This is a genomic window from Microbulbifer aggregans (genome assembly GCF_020524005.1).
Taxonomy (GTDB): domain Bacteria; phylum Pseudomonadota; class Gammaproteobacteria; order Pseudomonadales; family Cellvibrionaceae; genus Microbulbifer; species Microbulbifer aggregans_A.
Window position 1 is genome coordinate 272,339 of sequence record NZ_JAIVKK010000004.1, and the last position, 18,982, is coordinate 291,320.

The window sequence follows — 18,982 nt, forward strand, 5'->3', positions numbered from 1 at the left end:
AATGGGAATACTGAGAAAGCTTGCCGCATCACTGTTGCTGCTACTCAGCGTGGATGCGTTTGCCGGGGTTGCCAAGCCCTATCCGCTGGATTACTGGGCTCTACGCGATGTGATCAGCAATGTGGAAGTTTCCCCGGATGGAAAGCATGTGGCCCTGCTGAAGATTCCAACCAAGGATGGCGACCCAATCATCGAAGTCTATCCGTCGGACAACCTCGAAGCAGAGCCATATCGGATCAACTCTGATCCGATGGAAATACAAGGTTTTTTCTGGTTGAGCAACGATGTTATCGGTATGAATCTGCGCCAGAAGGTGCGTGATCGTATTGAAGGTTTTAATGAGGGAGTATACGAATACCTGCTGGCCTCAGTGGACATCAAGCGGAAAAAAATGAAAAAGTATGATCAGCTTGGTGCTGATCTCGAACATGTTCTGCCCAACAATGATCGCAGAATCATTTTTTCCTACATTCCCGGCGGTGATAAAAGTCGATTGAATAAAGCATTTCGGCCGCGGACGTATTATGAAATGGACCTGAAGTCCGGTGCGAAAAAATTGCTCCTCCGTGGAAAGTTGGACATGGGCCAGGTTGAGTTTGATATTGATGGGAGCCCTTGGTTAGCACGCGGTTTTGATATTGGGAAAGGTGAATATGTCTGGTACCAGCGTATTACCGATACCAGCAAGTGGCAGGAATTTTATCGCCTTAGTGAAGACAGCTTTGAAACCTTCTCGGTTGAAGGGTTCGATGAAAAACAGCCGCATATTTTTTACGTTCGCGCGAACAAGGGTGATGACAAGATCGGGCTCTGGGAATATGACGTACGCAAAGGTGCCTTCGGTGAGCTGATTTATCGTCGCGGTGATGTTGACGTCGCTGGCGTCCGTTTCCACAGTAACAAGTGGAAAAACCGAGACTCAGTGGTTGGGGTGGTGTACACCAAAAGCAATGTTGAAGTTGAATACTTTGATGAGCTGGAAATGGCGACGTCCAAACAGCTGGAAAGTATCATCCCGGAAGCTCATTTTCTGCGAATCAATAGCCGCAGCCGCGATGGTTCCAGTCTGACGATCTATAACGTAGGTCCTCGAGATCCAGGTACATATTACCTGCTGCATGGCGGAAAATTGACTAAAGTTGGTAGCCGTCAGCCGCTACTCGCGCCTGAGAATTTGGCCGAAGTACGCTACATCGAATACAAGGCGCGCGATGGTCGCACTATCCCAGCCTACTTGACCATCCCGAACGGTAAGCCACCCTTCCCGGCGATTGTCATGCCCCATGGGGGCCCCTTCGTTTCAGAGGTGGTTCTGTATGATGAATGGGCGCAGATGCTTGCCAACAACGGCTATGTTGTGCTGCAGCCGGAATATCGTGGCAGTAAAGGCTTTGGATTGGAGCACTATACATCTGCTTTTGTTGACGGCGGACAGGGCGGCCACAAAATGCAGGATGATAAGGACGACGGCATGCTCTACTTGGTTGATCAAGGTTGGGCAGAAAAAGATCGCCTGGCGATGTTTGGCTGGTCTTATGGCGGCTATGCAGCGCTTATCGCCGCTGCGCGCAAGGAGCAAATTTACCAGTGTGTAATTGCAGGTGCAGCTGTTTCCGATAACCAGATGCAGGTAAATTATTACCGTGATCGCATGCGCGGCGCCCAAAAAATTGAGCAGCTGGGTATGTGGGATGACAGTATCTCCCCGATTGAAACAGCAGCGGATGTCAATGTGCCGATCCTGCTAATTCACGGCAGTGTCGACCAACGAGTTCCCCCTGAGCACGCTGAGCGCTATCGCAAGGCGCTAGACAAGCATGGGAAGGTCTATAAATACGTAGAGCTGGACGGTGCCGACCACTTCAGTAACACCCTGTTTTATGATCACCAGAAAACGCTTTATGAATCTATGATTTCTTATCTTGAGACGGATTGTGGCGCCGGTGGCCTCTAAATATCTGAAGTAGTTTCGCAGTCAAACTTAGCAGTCTCATCCAAAGCGACCGGCTTTTGGGGTGGGGCTGCTGCCCCCTGTGGATGATACGGCCTGTTTGTCAGCGAAACTGTATCCCTACCCCCCCCTAAGTATTCGCTTGCCGCCTCTCAGTCGTGCTGTATGCCGATTCCCATGTACAATACCGCCCTGAAATTTGCACAGCAGGCACAAGATGACGGAACGCAAGACGACCCATTTCGGCTACCAGCAAGTACCGGTCGAGGAAAAGGCCGGGCGTGTGGCGGATGTTTTTCACTCGGTGGCGGCGCGCTACGATGTGATGAACGACCTGATGTCAGGTGGGGTTCACCGCCTGTGGAAGCGTTTCACCATCGAGCTGTCCGCGGCACGGCCGGGGCAGACGATTCTGGATATTGCCGGCGGCACGGGTGATCTGACCGCGCGCTTTTCCCGCATTGTGGGCCCCACCGGTAAGGTGGTGTTGGCGGATATCAATGAGTCGATGTTGAAGGTGGGTCGTGATCGCCTGCTGGATCGCGGTATTGCGGGCAATGTGGAGACGTTGCAGGCGGACGCCCAGTACCTGCCCTTCCCCGACAATACCTTTGACTGCATCACGATTGCCTTCGGCCTGCGCAATGTCACCGATAAGGACCTGGCGCTGCGCTCGATGCTGCGGGTGCTGAAGCCGGGCGGCCGCCTGCTGGTACTGGAGTTCTCCAAGCCGCAGTCGAAGCTGCTGGAAAAGGTCTACGACCAGTACTCGTTCCGCCTGCTGCCGTTTATGGGCAAGCTGGTGGCTGACGATGCCGAAAGCTACCGCTATCTCGCCGAGAGTATCCGCATGCACCCGGATCAACAGACCCTCAAAGACATGATGGGCGAAGCAGGCTTTGTGGACTGTGAATTCCACAATATGACGGGTGGCATTGTGGCTTTGCACAAAGGTATCAAGCCTTAGCTCTTATCTCAGTCCGTGGCGGTCCGAGCGGCGGGAACCCCTCGCGAGACACGCCGTGAACCCATCCCTGGGGGCTCTTCTAAAACATCCCTGTTTTAGAAGGTCTCGCGAGGGGTTCCCGCCGCCCGGACCTTTGCATCTGCGCTTGCGCACTGACGAACTCGTAAAATAATGACCGACCCCACTTTCCGCGCCGGCTTTGACGCCACCCTGGAAACTGCCATTAACACCGCCCTCCGGTACGACCCCGGTACTGCCGCGCGCCTGCAAAAGCTTGTCGGCAAGGTATTGGCGGTGGACCTCACCGCGCCAAAAATGTCCCTGTTCGTGCTGATCGAAGACGACGGTATTGAAGTGCACAGCCGCTGGAATGGCGAGGTGACCACGGAGCTGCAGGGCTCGGCCCTGGCGTTTCTGCAATTGCTGAAAAACCGCGATGCCACACCAGCGAAGCTGGGGGTGGGAGTGCGCGGTTCCAGTGCGTTTCTCGCCGAGTTGCAGTCCATCCTGCGGGATCTGGATATCGACTGGGAGGAGCCGCTGGCACAGGCGCTTGGCGATGTGCCGGCCCACCAGATCGGGCGCGGCTTGCGTACCGCAGCTGGCTGGCTGCGCGATGCACTGGGCAAGGCCCCTGGTGCGGCGTCGGAAGCGGCGACCGAAGAGTGGCGGGTTACTCCGCCGCAGGCGCAGTTCGAAGCGTTTGCCGATGATGTGGCGGAATTCACCCAGGGTGTGGACCGTCTGGAAGCGCGCATTGCCCTGCTGCGTGAGAAGCTGAGCCGCCGGGGAGCCAACTGACCGTGCCGATTGCGAGAACCCTGACTATTGCGCGGGTATTCCTGCGCTACCGCCTGAACGAGCTGGTTCCGGCCGAGCATCAACCCTTTTGGTTGCGTGCGTTATGGGCGCCGGCGCGGCTGTTGCCGCAGAGCCGCAAAGCCAGAGACATGAGTCGTGGCGAGCGCCTGCGCTCGGCACTGGAGGCGTTGGGGCCGATCTATGTAAAGTTCGGTCAGCTGCTGTCTACCCGCCCGGACCTGCTGCCGCCGGATATCGTACTGGAGCTGAACAAGCTGCAGGACAAGGTGGCCCCCTACCCCGCTGACCAGTGCATTGCCCGTATCGAGGCCGCCCTCGGCGCGCCGGTGGACGAGCTGTTTGCCGAGTTTGAGCGTGAGCCTCTGGCCTCTGCGTCGGTGGCCCAGGTACACGCGGCGCGTTTGTTTGGTGCCGATGGCCAGCCCGGTGCTTCGGTGGTGGTAAAGGTGCTGCGCCCCGGTATCGACAAGGTGATCCAGCAGGACCTGCACCTGCTGGGCTTCATTGCGCGCTGGATTGAGCACTATCTGCCAGATGGTCGGCGCCTGCGCCCGGTGGAGGTGGTGGAGGATTACCGTCACACCATCGAGGGCGAGCTGGACCTGGTGCGCGAGGCCGCCAATGCGTCTGAGTTGAAGCGCAACTTTGCCAACTCCCCGCTGCTCTATATCCCGGAAGTCCACTGGGACTATACCCGCGAGAATGTGCTGGTTCTGGAGCGCATCGACGGAATCCCGGTGACCGATCTCGACCAGCTGCGCGCGCAGAACACCAATATGGAGCTCCTGGCCGAGCGCGGCGTGGAGATCTTTTTCAAGCAGGTGTTCGAGCACAACTTCTTCCACGCCGACATGCATCCGGGCAATATTTTTGTCTCCCGCCAGCACCCGGAGCGGCCTCAGTACATTGCCATCGATACCGCAATCGTCGGCAGCCTCACCCGCGAGGACCAGTATTACCTGGCGCGCAACCTGCTGGCGATGTTCCGTCGCGACTATCGCATGGTGGCGGAGCTGCACGTGCAGAGCGGCTGGGTGCGGGCGGATACCCCCATCAATGCCTTCGAGGCAGCGATTCGTGCGGTGTGTGAACCGATCTTCGAAAAACCGCTGGGTGAAATATCATTCGCCAGGGTGCTGATCAGCCTGTTCCAGACTGCGCGCCGGTTTGATATGGCGGTGCAGCCGCAGCTGGTTCTGTTGCAGAAAACGCTGCTCAATATTGAAGGCCTTGGCAGACAGCTTTATCCGCAACTGGATCTGTGGAAGACTGCCCATCCATTTTTGGAACGCTGGATGCGCGATCGCATCCACCCGCGCACCATTCTGGGTGAAATAAAGCGCTATGGGCCGGAATGGTTGGAAAAATTTCCCCAGTTGCCGCAGATGGCGTTTGCGGCGCTGGAGCAGGGGCGCGAATTGGCACCCCAATTGCACCGCCTTGGTGATCAGCTGGCGGGCAGCCAGCGCCGAGGTCGTGCCCAGTATGCGCGGCGCGTGGCTGGTGTATTGCTGGCGGTAGGCGCGGCACTGGTGGCTTCGCCGGGGTTGCTGGCACAGGTTCCGGCCGCGAGTTGGGCGCTGGGTGCTGCCGGTCTGGCGCTCCTGCTGTGGCCTTGAGTCCCCACTTGACCCTTTAATGGGCGGCGCAGGACGGTAACCCGGGCAGCCAGCCTACAATAACGAATGAAGTAAGGATGCATCCCTTGAGCGATACCGATTTCACTGAAGCGGTCAGCTGGAACAGCGACGGCCTGGTACCTGCCATCGCTCAGGACTACAAGTCCGGGCGTATTTTAATGATGGCGTGGATGAACCGTGAGTCGCTGCGTCTGACTGTGGAAGAAGGACGTGCAGTCTATTGGTCACGTTCGCGCGGCAAACTGTGGCGCAAGGGTGAATCCTCCGGCCATGTTCAGCAGGTACGTGAAGTACGCCTCGATTGTGATGGCGATACACTGGTGCTACTGGTGGAACAACTCGGTGGCATAGCCTGTCATACGGGGCGCACCAGTTGTTTTTATCGGGTTTTCAAGGACGGTGAGTGGCATATCAACCAGCCAGTGATCACCGACCCGCAGAAAATTTACGCAAAGGACCAATAAGTTTTCGCCATGAGCAATATGCTGACACAACTGGATCGGGTACTACGGATGCGGATACAGGAAGGCGATGCGGACTCGTCCTACGTAGCCTCCCTGCATCACAAGGGCCTGAACAAAATTCTGGAAAAAATCGGTGAGGAAGCCACCGAGCTGGTGATCGCCGCGAAAGATGCCGAGGGCCAGAGCGCCGAGTCGGAAGCACACCGTGCAGTGATCGGTGAGACCGCCGACCTGTGGTTTCACTCACTGGTGATGCTGGCACACCTGGGAACGGATTCCCGCGAAGTACTGGACGAACTCGGCCGCCGTTTCGGGCTGTCCGGGCTGGAAGAAAAGGCCGCGCGGCAGCAAAACTGAATCTGAATCCAAACAAGTGGCAGCGCCCCGTGGGCGAGGCACTATAAAACACAGAGTATTATCAGGAGCATTCCATGGGCATTAGCTGGCAACAATTACTTATCCTGCTGGTCATCGTACTGCTGATCTTCGGTACCAAGCGTCTGCGTAACCTCGGCGGCGACCTGGGTGGTGCCATCAAGGGTTTCAAGAAAGCCGTGAAGGACGAAGATAAGGACAAGGAAGAGGATGAAAAGGATCCAGAGCTGCTGGGAAAAGACGAGCAGGCAAAGCCGCAGCAGAAGACCTCTGCGGAAGACAAGCACACTCAGGATAAATAACCCCTAGCGGGCAACAGGGCGAGCGCAGCGCGTGTTTGATATCGGTTTTTTTGAACTGTTATTGGTGGGTATCGTCGGTCTGGTAGTGATCGGGCCGGAGCGCCTGCCTGATGCCGTGCGCACAACCGTACGTTGGTGGAACCAGATAAAAAACACCCTCAACAGCGCCAAGGATGAGCTGGAGCGGGAAGTGGGAGCGGATCAAATCCGTCGAGAATTGCACAACGAGCGGATCCTCAAAGAGCTGCGCGAAAGCCAGGAAGAAATGGAGCGCTCTTTCAAGGCGGCGGAGCAGAAGTTTCAGCAGGACCTCGACGCGGTAAAACGCGAGAGTGCTTCTGAAGCTGAGACAGTATTCGACCGGCAAGCCGAGGCGCAGGCCGACCAGCGGGTTGCCGCGGCGGACTATCTGCCGGAGGAGGATCACCACACGAAACGTGCGGAGGACTATCTGCCGGAAGAGGACGAAGACGATTCCGACCTGGAAGACCCAGAGTACCCCGAGCACCTGCACGATCACGGTGACCCGGAATACAACCCGCACCACCCCGATCATTATGAGGATGACGAAGCCTTCACTGACGAGGGCGAGCTCACCAACCCCAAAGGGGACGATGATGAATCCGAACCCCGATCTTCGCAGGCGGAAGACAAGCGTCAATGAGTGAGAAAGAACAACCGTTTATCGAGCATCTGATCGAACTGCGCAACCGCCTGTTGAAAATACTGGTGGCGGTGATCGCGATTTTTGCCTGCATGATGCCGTTTGCCAATGAGATCTACGATTTCGTTGCCGACCCTCTGCAGGCACGCCTGACCGAAGGCGCGGGCATGATTGCCACTGAAGTCACATCTCCATTCCTGACGCCGTTCAAGACCACTTTCGTGCTGGCCTTTTTCCTTGCCATCCCGTTTGTGCTCTACCAGTTCTGGGCCTTTATAGCCCCGGGGCTGTATAAAAAAGAAAAGCGCCTGTTGGCGCCGGTGATGGTCTCCAGCGTATTTTTATTTTATGCCGGTATGGCCTTCGCCTATTTTGTGGTCTTCCCCATCATCTTCGATTTCTTTATCAGCTCTGCCGATGCTGATATCAAGGTGATGCCGGATATCCGCAGTTATCTCGACCTGGCACTGAAGCTGTTTTTCGCCTTTGGTTTCGCGTTTGAGATCCCGATTGCCACGGTGCTACTGATCTGGAGCGGTGCTGTTACCGCAAAAGACCTGGCGAAAAAACGCCCCTATGTGATCGTGGCCTGCTTTGCTGTTGGCATGCTGCTCACGCCCCCCGACATCATCTCCCAGACCCTGCTCGCGGTACCAATGTGGCTGCTGTTTGAAGTGGGCATTTTCTTCGGGCGCTGGATCAAGCGCGGCGAGCGCGACGAAGCGGTTGCTGAAGATTAATTACGTTGAAGGATAGATGGCTTGCCGACTCTGTGGAGAGCCGGCAGGTCTAATGGTGTAGGTCAGGGAAGGATGGTATAGCGCACAATTAGATCTGTCTTGTAATCTGCCCCTCCACTGCCGGATGCAGCGTAATATCGCAAAATATAGTCATTGCCGAATTGCGCCAGAGGTTCGAATTCGGTGACGGAATATAATGTACATTCCACTGCGTCTTCTGGACATTCCGGCAGGTAGTTATAGCTGCCATCGCTGGTAATAACATCATATAACCGCATATCCAGGTAGCCAGGCTGCTCCGTCCAGGAGTAATCAAGCGTCAATGGGTCATAATTCACGCCATTGAAAATTAGTATGTTGGCAATGTTGTTTGCATGAAATTCAAAAGCAAATCCGCCATAAAAATATTTTGAGTCGCTCAGTAGTCCTTCGTGGAAGTTCGGCTCACTGTAAGCCAGCGTCGAAGGCGTTGGTAGTTTAATCCCCGGTGTTACCGGTACCATATACCCCCCACGAACTGAGGCGATTGTGCCATCTTGCCTGCGCACCAAGCCGACGGCTTTCAGCATACTGCCTTCGGTACCCATGATCGTATACTCAACATCGCCTGTCTGCTGTGTGCTGAGTTTCAATTTTCCCGGAGATAAAAGGGATATTGTGCCGGTGTCGCTATAACCACTGTTGAAATCAGTGCGAAGGCTAATGCCTCCAGTGCTATTTGGTTCGACAACAGTGGTTCGCCAGACGGCGGATGTCGTGTTGATGCCTTGATCTACATCCTGATAAGCGTGTATTGCGAAGGTTGCAGTAATTTCACTCGCAAAGCTTCCATAACCACGCTTGTTCAGCTGTACGAAGCTTGGTTCTGAGAAAAATCGCTCAAGCGTTTCGTCGCATTGATATTCGATTTGTTCGGCATAGGCAGAAAATACCGGTGTCTCCAAGTATTTGGTCAGCTTTATACGGATCGGGGTCACATAACTATGCGAGGAGCTTTCTTCGTTTGTCGCGCATTCTGGCTGGTAATTGACCGCTGTCGGCGGAAGTATGCCTTCCACAGATGCCGTAATGCTTTGGCCATCAAAAGAGACCGGAGTGCTATTGTCGGTTGATTTTTGTGTGTTGGCAGTCGCCAAATAGCCTGTCCCGGATGCAGTCTCCGAAAGCTGGATCGCAGTTGCACCAATTACCTGATTGCGAGTCGTTGTATAAGTGAAGATCAGTTCTTCGTTCGATGCGAAGTCCTGGGATAAGAACTGTTTGCTGTCTCTTAGTATCGCCGCACGATAATCCAGATACTTTTCTGGTGCCTCCTCCACCATTGACTCCGCGATACTAATTGCATCTGGATAGGACTCCAGGAGTGAATAGGTATCGTCTTGGGAAAAAATGAACCAGCTATCGCCGGATAAGATAGATTTGAGTGTAGTCGCACTCTCGAATACTAATGCCTGAGGCAGTGTTTGTGACGCATTGATTAAAGTATCGGTAGAGGTTATTTCCCCTCCCGCGGCTTTTTCCAGAAATGCACTGGTGGCAGTGCTGGCGGCAGAAAGATACAAGGCTGGTATTTTCGTTTCATCCACGCGTCCTGAGGTAGCCTGAGCGTTGAGCTCGGAAATGGATCCGGCATAGGACTTCAGGATAATGGTTTTGTCGATGCTGGTGTTTTGGTGGCGAGATTCGATAACAACCAGTGCATCCTCATCGGCATTTTTGATATCTACGCTGTAGCGATTTTCTTCGAGCAGTGCATCATTGGCCTCCCCGGCCACATAGACCGTTACTAAGCCTTCACCAGAAACGGCTTCACCGATTGCGCCGGAGATCGTCAGTATCTGCTCGATACGAACGGTTACGGTTGCTTCGGACTGTGCTGTGCCATCGCTCACGACATAGGTAAAACTATCTTCGCCCTTGGTCCCGGCAGCGAGCTTATAGCGAATTTTGCCATCTTCTATCGCTGGGGCTACGCCCATTTTCGATTTGCTGACGCTGGTAATGGTGAGCGTGTCGCTATCGGTATCGGAATCATTTGCGAGTACATCAATAACGACGTCGACATCACGATTGCTGATAGAAGCTGAATCGTCAGTGGCAACCGGGGCGCTATTGCTTGGCGCTGGTGGTGTACCTGAATCGGAGTCGCCGCCGCCGCTGCCTCCTCCGCCACAGGCGGCAATAGCCAGGCAAAGTGGAATATAAGATAGGTGTTTTATTTTTTTGGAAAAAATAGGATGAAAAACAGAAAACATTGTATTCCCTTAGGACTTCCTTTTTGTACTTGGTGTTGTTAGAAGCAGCGCAACGAGCGTGTCGCCTCAAACAACACAAGGAAGTTAACGCAAAATCTATCATTGTTGTAGGTTTGGTATTTTGGGGTGGACTTATGCGGGTGGGGATCTTGTCGGATGTTGTGCTATTAATTTTCCAATTCGGGCATCATTTTTTGGGGATTAACTCATAAAAATAAGTTCGCTTTTATATTTTTGATCAAGGTGGTGGTCTTGGGTTGAGCCGGGTCGGCCCAACGGCCGATGTACTTACGAGTATTGCTCAGGCAAGAATAATGGCTATGCTGATAAATCCGAATGCCCCCAGAGCCATCAGGAATAGTTGCCGGTACTGTTGCCAATGCGGCAGCAGCGATAACAAGGCGATTGGTGGCAACAGCAAGGCGACGATGCCGTGCACGGTGGAATTGGCAAAGCAGACTCTGACCAGGTAGATCCACAGTGCGGCACTGAGTACCAGAGCAAAAACAAGACAGACAGCGGCGACAGGTGGCATGGACGTTACCCGGAAAACTTTCCTCCCGTATCTAAACGTAGCTCTTCCCCGACTGGTTGGCGGTTTGTGGCGCATGGGGGCACTCGTGCTGGTATCCATTGCGTTGGCGGGCTGTGAAACGGTGTCTTTCTATTCCCAGGCGGCCACCGGACAGTTGAAAATCCTCGCCGGCCGCAAATCCATTGATGACCTGGTCGGCCATGAAGCCACCGACCCCAAGCTAAAAGCCCAGTTGCAATGGGTGCAGTCGATTCGCGCCTATGCCGGCGGCGAACTGCATCTGCCGGTGGGTAGTGCTTACAGTGAATTCACCCAGCTCGAAGGGGAATACGCGCTGTGGAACCTGGTTGCGGCGCCGGAATTTTCCCTCTCACCCAAGCGCTGGTGTTATCCAATTGCCGGCTGTGCCAGTTACCGGGGTTACTTTGATAAGGCGGACGCGCAGGCGCAGGAAGATCGCTTCCGGGCGGAGGGTTACGACGTGTATCTGGGGCCGGTACCCGCATACAGCACGCTGGGGTGGTTTGACGATCCGGTACTGTCGAGCTTTGTGAACTGGAAGCCGGACCGGCTGGCCAACCTGCTGTTTCACGAGCTGGCGCACCGTCGGGTGTATATCTCCGGAGACACCGGCTTCAATGAGAGCTTTGCCACGGCCGTAGCACGCATTGCTTTGCCGGACTGGCGTCGCCGCCAGGGCATTCCCGCGCCGGCGGTAAAGAGTGTGGAGCAGGCGCGGCAAATCAACAGCCTGATGGTCATCGCACGCAAGCAGCTCAAGGGTATTTATGCCTCGAATGAGAGTGACGATGCAAAGCGCGCGCAGAAGGCGCAGACCCTGCAGCGGCTGCGCAGCTGTTATCGCACGCTCTCCGAAGGTTGGGAGCAGGATGCGCGCTTTACCACCATGATCGAGAAAACCAACAACGCAACACTGGCGTTGGTGAGTGAATACCAGTCCCAGGTGCCGGCGTTCGTCCAGCTGTACCGGGATTCCGACGCTGACTGGGAGCGCTTCTACGAAGCGGCAGAAGCGCTGGGGAAGCTGCCCAAAGACGAGCGCAAGGCGCGTCTGAAGTCGCTGAACGAGCGGGCTCAGGCTTCGAGCAAGAAGGTCACAGGGCCGTCGTTGCAGAGTGAAACCTGCATGTCGGCGGCAAACTGACCGCCGGCGACCGATGGCAACCGCGCCTGGGCCTGTTCGAGGAAGTAGTCGTAGAGTTCCTCGGCCTGCTGCGGGCTCGCGCCGCGGCTGAAACTGGGGCGCAATCCCTTGGCAGTGTCCGCCACCAGGGTGAACTGGCTGACCACCAAAAGTCCACCTTCCGCCTGCTGCACATTCAGGTTCATCTTGCCCAACTCATCACTGAATACCCGGTAGTGCAGTACCTTGTGCAGCAGCTTGTCCGCGGTCTCGCGGCTGTCGGAGGCTTCCACACCCAGAAGCAGTAATATTCCGTGGTCGATGGCACCGACGGTTTCCCCGGTCACCTCGACGCGCGCATGCTTCACCCGCTGTATCAAACCCTTCATCGTAAACCTCTTCTAAACTCGACCCTGCCCGGTAGAACCGGCAGACAGAATCGCCTAGATTAGCCCAACTGAGCAGATCAAAGAACCGGACGTCCCGTTATGAAGAAGACCCTCCTGGCCCTGGCCGCGGGCATTGTTGCCAGCGCCACCGCCTTCGCCGCGAATCAGTATCCGGCTACGCCCGCAGTCGAGCAGAAGGATGACTATTTCGGCACCCAGGTCAGCGATCCCTACCGCTGGCTGGAAAACCTCGACTCCAAAGAAGTGGAAGACTGGGTAACAGCGCAGAATGACTATTCACTGCCGACACTCAAGGCGCTGCCGGGCTGGCAGAAGATCAACGACCGCCTGACCCAGCTGTGGCAATACGAGCGCTACGGCGTGCCCTACAAAAAAGCCGGCCAGGTGTTTTATGAATACAACGACGGTACCTGGGACCAGAACGTCTTTTACAGCACCAAGGATATCCACAAGGACGGCGGCGTGGTGCTGGATCCGCGCAAGCTGAGTAAAGACGGCACCATTGCCGCGAAAAATTACTCCGTGAGCCCCGAGGGCCGCTACCTGGCCTACGGTACCTCTGACGGCGGTACCGACTGGACCGATTACCATGTGCGCGATCTCAAGACCCGCCGCCTGCTGCCCGATCACCTGACCGGCATTAAATTCAGCGATGCCAGCTGGGCCAAAGACGAATCCGGTTTCTATTACAGCCGCTACCCGTTCAACAAAGACGGCAGCGCGGACGACAGCAAGCAGGTTTCTGTCTACTTCCATAAAATCGGCGAACCACAGAGCAAAGACCAGCTGGTGTATCAGATTACCGATCACCCCACCCGCAACCCGGGCGCCATGGTCAGCGATGATGGCAACTACCTGATCTTTGGTATTTTCGACGGCTACGACAGCAACGGTATTTACTACCGGGACTTGCGCGACGACAGTGCCAAAGTGGTTAAGCTGCTGGACGACTGGGATGGGCTCTATACCTATCTGGGTAACCAAGGCAAAACTTTTTATTTCGAGACGAACGCCGATGCCACCAACGGCCGCGTCATCGCCATCAATCTCGACAAGCCGGAAAAGACCAACTGGAAAACCCTGGTACCGGAGCAGAAAAATGCCCTGCAAGGCACCAGCCTGATTGGCGACCGCTTTGTGCTGCACTATCTGGAAGATGCCAAATCCAAAGTCGTGGTTACCGACCTTAACGGCAAGCAGCAGTACGAGCTGAAGCTACCGGGTATGGGTACGGTCGAAGGTTTTTACGGCGAGCCGGGCGATAGCGAAACCTACTACTCGTTCAGTAATTTCCTGACTCCGCCGAGCATCTACAAGCTGGATGTGGCCAGCGGCAACAGCGAACAGGTCAAGGCACCCAAGTACCCGGCGGATTTCTCCGATTACACCGTCAGCCAGCACTTCTTCACCAGCAAAGACGGCACCCGCGTGCCCATGTTCCTGGTGCACAAGAAAGGCATCAAACACGATGGCAGTAACCCGACACTGCTGTACGGTTACGGTGGTTTCAATGCGGCGCAGTTGCCTCGTTTTTACACCCGCTTTGCCGGCTGGCTGGATATGGGCGGCACCTTTGCCATGGTGAGCCTGCGCGGCGGCAGCGAGTACGGTGGCGACTGGCACAAGGCGGGCACCAAGCTGCAGAAGCAGAATGTGTTCGATGATTTTATCGGTGCAGCAGAATGGCTGATTGGCGAAAAAATTACCTCGCCGAAAAAGCTCGCAATTATGGGGCGCTCCAATGGCGGCTTGCTGGTAGGCGCTACCGAAGTGCAGCGGCCGGACCTGTTTGCCGCGGCGCTGCCGATAGTGGGCGTGCTGGATATGCTGCGCTACCACACCGCCTCTGCCAACGCGCGCCAGTGGTCCAGCGATTACGGCCTGTCGGAAAATAAAGACGAATTCGCGGCGCTCTACGCCTACTCACCGGTGCACAACACCAAAAAAGGGACCTGTTACCCGGCTACCCTGATCACCACCGCCGACCGCGACGACCGTGTAGTACCGTGGCACAGCTACAAATTTGCCGCCGCGTTGCAGCGCGACCAGGGTTGTGACCAGCCGATATACCTCGCTGTGGAAACCCGTGCGGGCCACGGTGCCGGCAAGCCGGTGTGGATGCAGGTGGAAGACTTTACCAACCAGTATGCGTTTCTCGCACAGCAGCTGGGAATGAAGCTCAAGTGACGGGAGGGCGCCTGTGCGCCCGCTCATTGGCGGCACCAGTGGGTGCCGCCTTTCTCCCGCTTTTATTGCGCAATCACAAATCGATCTACATAGCTGTAGAGGAATGTGTTCGGGTTGAAACTGATACCGTATTGTTTGGACAGGTCAGTTTCGTTGTGTACGCGAATGTAATATTCGCCATTCTCTTCGTAGAGTAGCTCGAACTCCCGGAAGCGATAGTCTTCGCAGTTGCCGGCGCCTGCCGGACACGACGCCAAATAAGTTTGTGTGTCGCGGTCGTAAGCGTAGTGCAGTTCCAGATGGCCGCCCTGATCCGACCAGGAAAACGCGTTACCATTTTCAGCGAAGTTCGTGTCGGTCCGCTCCAGGTCATTTCCAGTACCGCCGATGCGGAAGTCAAACCCAAAGCTCAGGTCATGGTAGGCCGAAGACGGCGATACCACACTGAACGGGGAGTCTTTGTATACCAGCTTAAGGGGCGTGGTGAGTGCGCTTGACGCCATCACCGGAATCACCATGTCGCCGCCCATGCTGGCAATGGAGCCGTCGTCACGTTTTAGCAAAGCGATCGCTCTCAGTCCGGCACCGTCATAGCCCACCGGAATATACTCAATGGTGTCTCCGCGTCCGGAATTCATCAAAAGATGGCCGTTTGCCAGTACTTCACCGGTAGCGGTATCGGTATAACCGTGTTTCAGGTCAAAGCGCTGGGTGAATCCGCCGGCAGAATTTGGTGTGGATACTGTCGCTTGCCAGCGGTTGCTCACCGTATAGATATTGGGATCCAGATCGCGATAGCTGCTGATAGCAAATGCATCATTTAGAAAACCGGAAAAATCACCGTAAGTGAAACTATTTACCTGGTAATAACGCGTTGGCAGCGTATAGGTTTCACCTGAAGTGATGCATTTGTAGGTTTCCACACTGGAGAAGGAAGAGAATACCGGGGTCTCAAGGTAGCGCTTCAGATCCCGCGCTACGGCGATGGATCGATGGTATCCATTTTCGTCGGCCGGGCAGTTTTCCACACTGTGCGCAACATCTCTTAATTCCGGGAAAAGGCCCTCGATTGACAGGCTGATTTCTCTTGCAGTGCTGGTGAATGTTCCGAGGTTATCTCCACTTTTGTGAAAAATATTCTCCGCCAGATAGAACGTACTGGAACCGGCTTCCTGTAGCTGAACAGCAAATCCGTAAGGGCGGCGGATGGACGATGGGCCCTCGATAAATACAAGCTCCTGATGGGGTTGCAAGACCAGTGATTTGGACTGGTTTTGATCCTGTAGTACAGAAGTGCGGTAGGACTCGTATTTTGCACTGTCACTGGCCTTGAGTGATTCAGCGATGGCGGTCGCCGAGGATAAATCCTGCAGCAACGCATACGAATCGGCCTGGGTGAATTCAGCCCACTGGTCGCCGGCCACGAGGGATTTCAAAGTGATGGCGCTTTCCATCAGTAAATCCTGTGGCAGGATCTGCGATACCTCTATCAATTGATCCCGAGTAACGATTTCCTCACCCGCGGCGCGCTCGATCAACGCTGCCGCGCTGGTGCTGGCAGCAGAAAGGTAAAGTGTGGCCAGTTCGTTTTCGGATACCGAGTCACTGATAGCCGCATTTTTAAGCTGCAGGCCCCCGCCGAGATAGGATCTGAAAACGATGGGTTTTTGCGGTGCAACCTGGTTCAGTGTCGCGCTTGCTATCACGACATTGTCGTCACCCGGCAGTGCAATGTTGAGCTCGAAAGTACCGTTGTTGGCCTGGGTGCTGTAAGAGGTGTCCTGGGTATCGCTGGCAACAATGACTTCCACATTCGCACTGCTCATCAGGCTTTCACCGAGCCTGCCGCTTATGGTCATGCCGGGCTCGATGACAACCGTTACCGAAGCAGAAGCTTGCGCAGTGCCGTCAGTGATGGAATACGAAAAGGTATCCTTTCCGACAAAAGCTGCGGGAGGGACGTAGCGAATTTTTCCGTCGACAATCGTCGCGTTCACGCCCTGGGCCGATTCTTCAACGCCAGCGATCGTAAGCGTATCACCGTCCGCGTCTGTATCGTTGGCGAGCACATTGATGATGATCTGGGTATCGCGATCGAGCATCGAGGCGCTGTCATCCGTTGCCACTGGTACCTGGTTTGTTGGTGCCGGCTCCGGTGGCTGCTCGCCACTCTGCCCCCCGGAACCGCCCCCACAGCCGGCCAGCTGAGTGGTAATGAAAAGTGAGAGTGCGAGGGAAGGGAATATCGGTTTGTTGAGAGAATTCAAAGCTGCCCCCTAAGGCTTATTATTTTCGCAGGATTTATGGGAGTAACTCCGGGGACTCGAGGATGCAGTACCAGGAAGTCATACATTACCAGTGGTGTGATGAAACGCCATTGAACCTTGGTATGAGCGCTTGTGGGCAGCAAGAAAATGGAACTGGATTGAAGCGGGTAGTTTCTGGCAAGCTCTACACATAGATATAACTACAAACAAAATTAAAAGCGAGACGTTATGCGCGCATTTGTAACCGGCGGCACCGGGTTTCTGGGTGCCAACCTGATTGAACAGTTACTGGCCGATGGCTGGCAGGTAACTGCCATGCACCGCAGCGGCTCGGATACCACGCTACTGCAAAAACTTGGGGTGGAGCTGGTGGAAGCATCGCTCGCGGATATAGATTCGCTGCGTGCGGCGCTGCCGGAAAATCTGGATGCGGTATTCCACGTGGCCGCCAACACCAATATGTGGCGCGGCGGCAACGCGCAGCAGTGGCAGGATAATGTGGTTGGCTCGGGAAACCTGGCGAAGGCTGCGCGGGAGCATTTTGCCGGGCAGGAAAAGCCGGGTCGATTCATCATGACCAGCTCCATTTCTGCCTACGGTTACCATCGGGAAATGATTACCGAGGCGAGCCCGCAGCTGGCCGATGATCCACGCCATCACTACCTGTACACCAAGAAGCGCGCCGAGGCCGCGGTGCGCGAAGAAATTGCCCAGGGCCTGGATGCGGTCTTCCTGAATCCCTGTGCGATTGTGGGCAAGTACGACAAGTCCAACTGGGCCCAGACCTTTTTCATGATTGCCGAAGACAAGCTGCCCGGCGTGCCACCCGGCTCAGGCTCTTTCTGTCATGTGGGGGAAGTGGCGCGGGCCCATATCAGTGCGTATCAGAATGGCGGCACGGGCGAGAACTACATCATTGCCGGTACCGACGCGAGCTTTCTCGACTTCTTCACGTGCATTGCCGAGCTGGTGGGCAAGCCGGCACCGCAGCGCACCACGCCAGCATTCGCGATTCGCGCGGCCGCCGCAGTGCAAGACCTGCGCTCCCGTTTTAGTGGGCGGGAGCCGGCGATAACACCGGAAAAGGCCGCGATGCTTACCCGCCGGGTGGTGGGTTGCTCCGACAAAGCCGTGCGCGAGCTGGGTTACCGCACCGGGCACAGCCTGCAAGACATGCTGCGGGAATCCCGCGACTGGCTGGTTGCGGAAGGATTGCTGAAGTTACCGGCTGAAAAGCAGGCCGCGAGCGTATGAACCGGCAAAATATCATTTTCAGCCTGGTGCTGCTCCTGTTGATCCTCCAGTTGGTACAGCACTACTTTTTCTCCGGTGCTCAGTAGCCACCGGACCGGGAGCCCTTGATGTCGGAAAAACGCTGCAGCTGGTGTCTCTCTACCCCGCTCTATCAGCAGTACCACGATGAGGAGTGGGGGGTGCCGGTACTGGACGACAATAAGTTGTTTGAGTTCCTGATTCTTGAAGGCGCCCAGGCAGGACTGTCGTGGATTACCGTGCTGAACAAGCGCGAGAATTACCGCGTGGCCTTTGACGGTTTCGATGCGGACAGGATCGCCCGCTACACGCCCAAGAAAGTGGAAAAATTGCTGCTGGACCCCGGCATCATCCGCAACCGCCTGAAGGTGGAATCCGCGGTGAAGAACGCCCGGGCTTACCTGAAGCTGCGGGAGTCCGGCAGTAGCCTGTCGGACTTCCTGTGGCAGTTCACCGACGGTCGATGTATCGATAACCGCTTCAGCCAAATGAGCCAGGTGCCGGCGAGCACCCCGGTGTCGGATGCCATGAGCAAGGCCCTGAAGAAGGCCGGCTTCAATTTCGTTGGCAGCACCATCATGTACGCCCATATGCAGGCGACCGGCATGGTCAATGACCATATGCTGGACTGCCCGGCGCACGACCGCTGTGCTGCCGCGGCGAAGAAAATGCGTCTGGTGTAATAGCCGGTTGCGATCCCTCTATGACCCCACATTGCCCCTCGCCCCACAATGCATAGTTGTTCATTTCGATGCGGTTATGGGATAAGGCGGCGATACCGGGTGCGGACTTGCGAGACCTTCTGCGACAGGGATGTCGCGGAAGAGCCCCCAGGGATGGGTATACGGCGTGTCTCGCAAGTCCGCACCCGGTAGCGCTGCCGCCACCGTAAAGCTCAGCCGAGAAGAATGAGTCTCCGCAAAGCGCTTTGCAAAACTGCGTAGCCGCGCTATGCACGGCCGCGCCAGTTGCCGTATTCTTTGCGAT

At 55.7% G+C, this 18,982-nt stretch carries 17 protein-coding genes; 13 read left to right on the top strand and 4 right to left on the bottom strand.

The features are described from left to right. The first annotated feature begins 49 nt into the window (after positions 1-49). From LC093_RS20445 to tatC, 9 genes are all read left to right on the top strand, one after another. Positions 50-1,954, top strand: a complete 1,905-nt coding sequence (locus LC093_RS20445; protein ID WP_226664248.1) for an alpha/beta hydrolase family protein — start codon at positions 50-52, stop codon at positions 1,952-1,954. Between the two features lie 214 nt (positions 1,955-2,168). Further along, positions 2,169-2,918, top strand: a complete 750-nt coding sequence (ubiE, locus tag LC093_RS08800) for a bifunctional demethylmenaquinone methyltransferase/2-methoxy-6-polyprenyl-1,4-benzoquinol methylase UbiE (protein WP_226664250.1) — start codon at positions 2,169-2,171, stop codon at positions 2,916-2,918. 171 nt (positions 2,919-3,089) lie between these two features. Next, positions 3,090-3,719, top strand: a complete 630-nt coding sequence (locus LC093_RS08805) for an SCP2 domain-containing protein (protein ID WP_226664252.1) — start codon at positions 3,090-3,092, stop codon at positions 3,717-3,719. A gap of 2 nt (positions 3,720-3,721) precedes the next feature. Next, the gene (gene ubiB, locus LC093_RS08810) at positions 3,722-5,359 is read left to right on the top strand and encodes a ubiquinone biosynthesis regulatory protein kinase UbiB (protein ID WP_226664259.1); all 1,638 of its coding nucleotides are present in this window, start codon (positions 3,722-3,724) and stop codon (positions 5,357-5,359) included. 86 nt (positions 5,360-5,445) lie between these two features. Then, on the top strand, positions 5,446-5,844 hold the full coding sequence (gene hisI / locus LC093_RS08815) for a phosphoribosyl-AMP cyclohydrolase (RefSeq protein ID WP_413231496.1): 399 nt from the start codon (positions 5,446-5,448) through the stop codon (positions 5,842-5,844). A 9-nt stretch (positions 5,845-5,853) separates the two neighbouring features. After that, positions 5,854-6,201, top strand: coding sequence for a phosphoribosyl-ATP diphosphatase (locus LC093_RS08820; RefSeq protein ID WP_226664262.1), 348 nt, complete (start codon positions 5,854-5,856; stop codon positions 6,199-6,201). Between the two features lie 74 nt (positions 6,202-6,275). After that, positions 6,276-6,521 carry a twin-arginine translocase TatA/TatE family subunit gene (tatA, locus tag LC093_RS08825; RefSeq protein ID WP_226664265.1) on the top strand — a complete coding sequence of 82 codons (246 nt, stop codon included), beginning with the start codon at positions 6,276-6,278 and terminating at the stop codon, positions 6,519-6,521. A gap of 31 nt (positions 6,522-6,552) precedes the next feature. Beyond that, positions 6,553-7,185: a Sec-independent protein translocase protein TatB gene (gene tatB / locus LC093_RS08830; RefSeq protein ID WP_226664267.1), complete on the top strand. Its 633-nt coding sequence runs from the start codon at positions 6,553-6,555 to the stop codon at positions 7,183-7,185. Beyond that, positions 7,182-7,925, top strand: a complete 744-nt coding sequence (gene tatC, locus LC093_RS08835; protein WP_226664268.1) for a twin-arginine translocase subunit TatC — start codon at positions 7,182-7,184, stop codon at positions 7,923-7,925. Before tatB ends, tatC begins: the two co-directional genes overlap by 4 nt. 62 nt (positions 7,926-7,987) lie before the next feature. Here tatC and LC093_RS08840 read toward each other — a convergent pair whose 3' ends face one another. Both LC093_RS08840 and LC093_RS08845 read right to left on the bottom strand, forming a co-directional pair. Next, the gene (locus LC093_RS08840; RefSeq protein WP_226664270.1) at positions 7,988-10,180 is read right to left on the bottom strand and encodes an Ig-like domain-containing protein; all 2,193 of its coding nucleotides are present in this window, start codon (positions 10,178-10,180) and stop codon (positions 7,988-7,990) included. Positions 10,181-10,481: 301 nt separating this feature from the next. Next, complete coding sequence (locus tag LC093_RS08845; RefSeq protein WP_226664272.1) at positions 10,482-10,715, bottom strand: hypothetical protein; 234 nt, start codon at positions 10,713-10,715, stop codon at positions 10,482-10,484. Between the two features lie 85 nt (positions 10,716-10,800). Between LC093_RS08845 and LC093_RS08850 the strand changes: the two genes are divergently transcribed. After that, positions 10,801-11,880 (top strand): aminopeptidase, encoded by a 1,080-nt coding sequence (locus tag LC093_RS08850; RefSeq protein ID WP_226664273.1) that lies wholly within the window; start codon positions 10,801-10,803, stop codon positions 11,878-11,880. Here the strand turns inward: LC093_RS08850 and dtd are convergent. Further along, on the bottom strand, positions 11,811-12,248 hold the full coding sequence (gene dtd, locus LC093_RS08855) for a D-aminoacyl-tRNA deacylase (RefSeq protein ID WP_226664275.1): 438 nt from the start codon (positions 12,246-12,248) through the stop codon (positions 11,811-11,813). The two genes, LC093_RS08850 and dtd, sit on opposite strands and share 70 nt — an antisense overlap. 99 nt (positions 12,249-12,347) lie before the next feature. Here dtd and LC093_RS08860 point away from each other — a divergent pair, with 99 nt between their 5' ends. Next, entirely contained in the window at positions 12,348-14,456 is a 2,109-nt protein-coding gene (locus LC093_RS08860; RefSeq protein ID WP_226664277.1) for a prolyl oligopeptidase family serine peptidase, read from the top strand. 62 nt (positions 14,457-14,518) lie between these two features. Here the strand turns inward: LC093_RS08860 and LC093_RS08865 are convergent, their stop codons facing one another. Then, complete coding sequence (locus tag LC093_RS08865; protein ID WP_226664278.1) at positions 14,519-16,723, bottom strand: Ig-like domain-containing protein; 2,205 nt, start codon at positions 16,721-16,723, stop codon at positions 14,519-14,521. A 228-nt stretch (positions 16,724-16,951) separates the two neighbouring features. On the opposite strand from LC093_RS08865, the gene LC093_RS08870 reads away from it, so the two are divergent. Both LC093_RS08870 and LC093_RS08875 read left to right on the top strand, forming a co-directional pair. Next, the gene (locus tag LC093_RS08870; RefSeq protein ID WP_226664280.1) at positions 16,952-17,977 is read left to right on the top strand and encodes an NAD-dependent epimerase/dehydratase family protein; all 1,026 of its coding nucleotides are present in this window, start codon (positions 16,952-16,954) and stop codon (positions 17,975-17,977) included. A gap of 107 nt (positions 17,978-18,084) precedes the next feature. Next, positions 18,085-18,678: a DNA-3-methyladenine glycosylase I gene (locus tag LC093_RS08875; protein WP_226664282.1), complete on the top strand. Its 594-nt coding sequence runs from the start codon at positions 18,085-18,087 to the stop codon at positions 18,676-18,678. Positions 18,679-18,982 lie beyond the last annotated feature (304 nt).

Excerpts from the sequence above, each read along its gene's own strand:
- LC093_RS08805 (WP_226664252.1), top strand. The coding sequence starts at position 3,090 with ATGACCGACCCCACTTTCCGCGCCGGCTTTGACGCCACCCTGGAAACT.
- ubiE (WP_226664250.1), top strand. The coding sequence starts at position 2,169 with ATGACGGAACGCAAGACGACCCATTTCGGCTACCAGCAAGTACCGGTC.
- LC093_RS08840 (WP_226664270.1), bottom strand. The coding sequence starts at position 10,180 with ATGTTTTCTGTTTTTCATCCTATTTTTTCCAAAAAAATAAAACACCTA.
- tatA (WP_226664265.1), top strand. The coding sequence starts at position 6,276 with ATGGGCATTAGCTGGCAACAATTACTTATCCTGCTGGTCATCGTACTG.
- tatC (WP_226664268.1), top strand. The coding sequence starts at position 7,182 with ATGAGTGAGAAAGAACAACCGTTTATCGAGCATCTGATCGAACTGCGC.
- LC093_RS08860 (WP_226664277.1), top strand. The coding sequence starts at position 12,348 with ATGAAGAAGACCCTCCTGGCCCTGGCCGCGGGCATTGTTGCCAGCGCC.
- LC093_RS08870 (WP_226664280.1), top strand. The coding sequence starts at position 16,952 with ATGCGCGCATTTGTAACCGGCGGCACCGGGTTTCTGGGTGCCAACCTG.
- LC093_RS08845 (WP_226664272.1), bottom strand. The coding sequence starts at position 10,715 with ATGCCACCTGTCGCCGCTGTCTGTCTTGTTTTTGCTCTGGTACTCAGT.
- LC093_RS08820 (WP_226664262.1), top strand. The coding sequence starts at position 5,854 with ATGAGCAATATGCTGACACAACTGGATCGGGTACTACGGATGCGGATA.
- dtd (WP_226664275.1), bottom strand. The coding sequence starts at position 12,248 with ATGAAGGGTTTGATACAGCGGGTGAAGCATGCGCGCGTCGAGGTGACC.
- LC093_RS08875 (WP_226664282.1), top strand. The coding sequence starts at position 18,085 with ATGTCGGAAAAACGCTGCAGCTGGTGTCTCTCTACCCCGCTCTATCAG.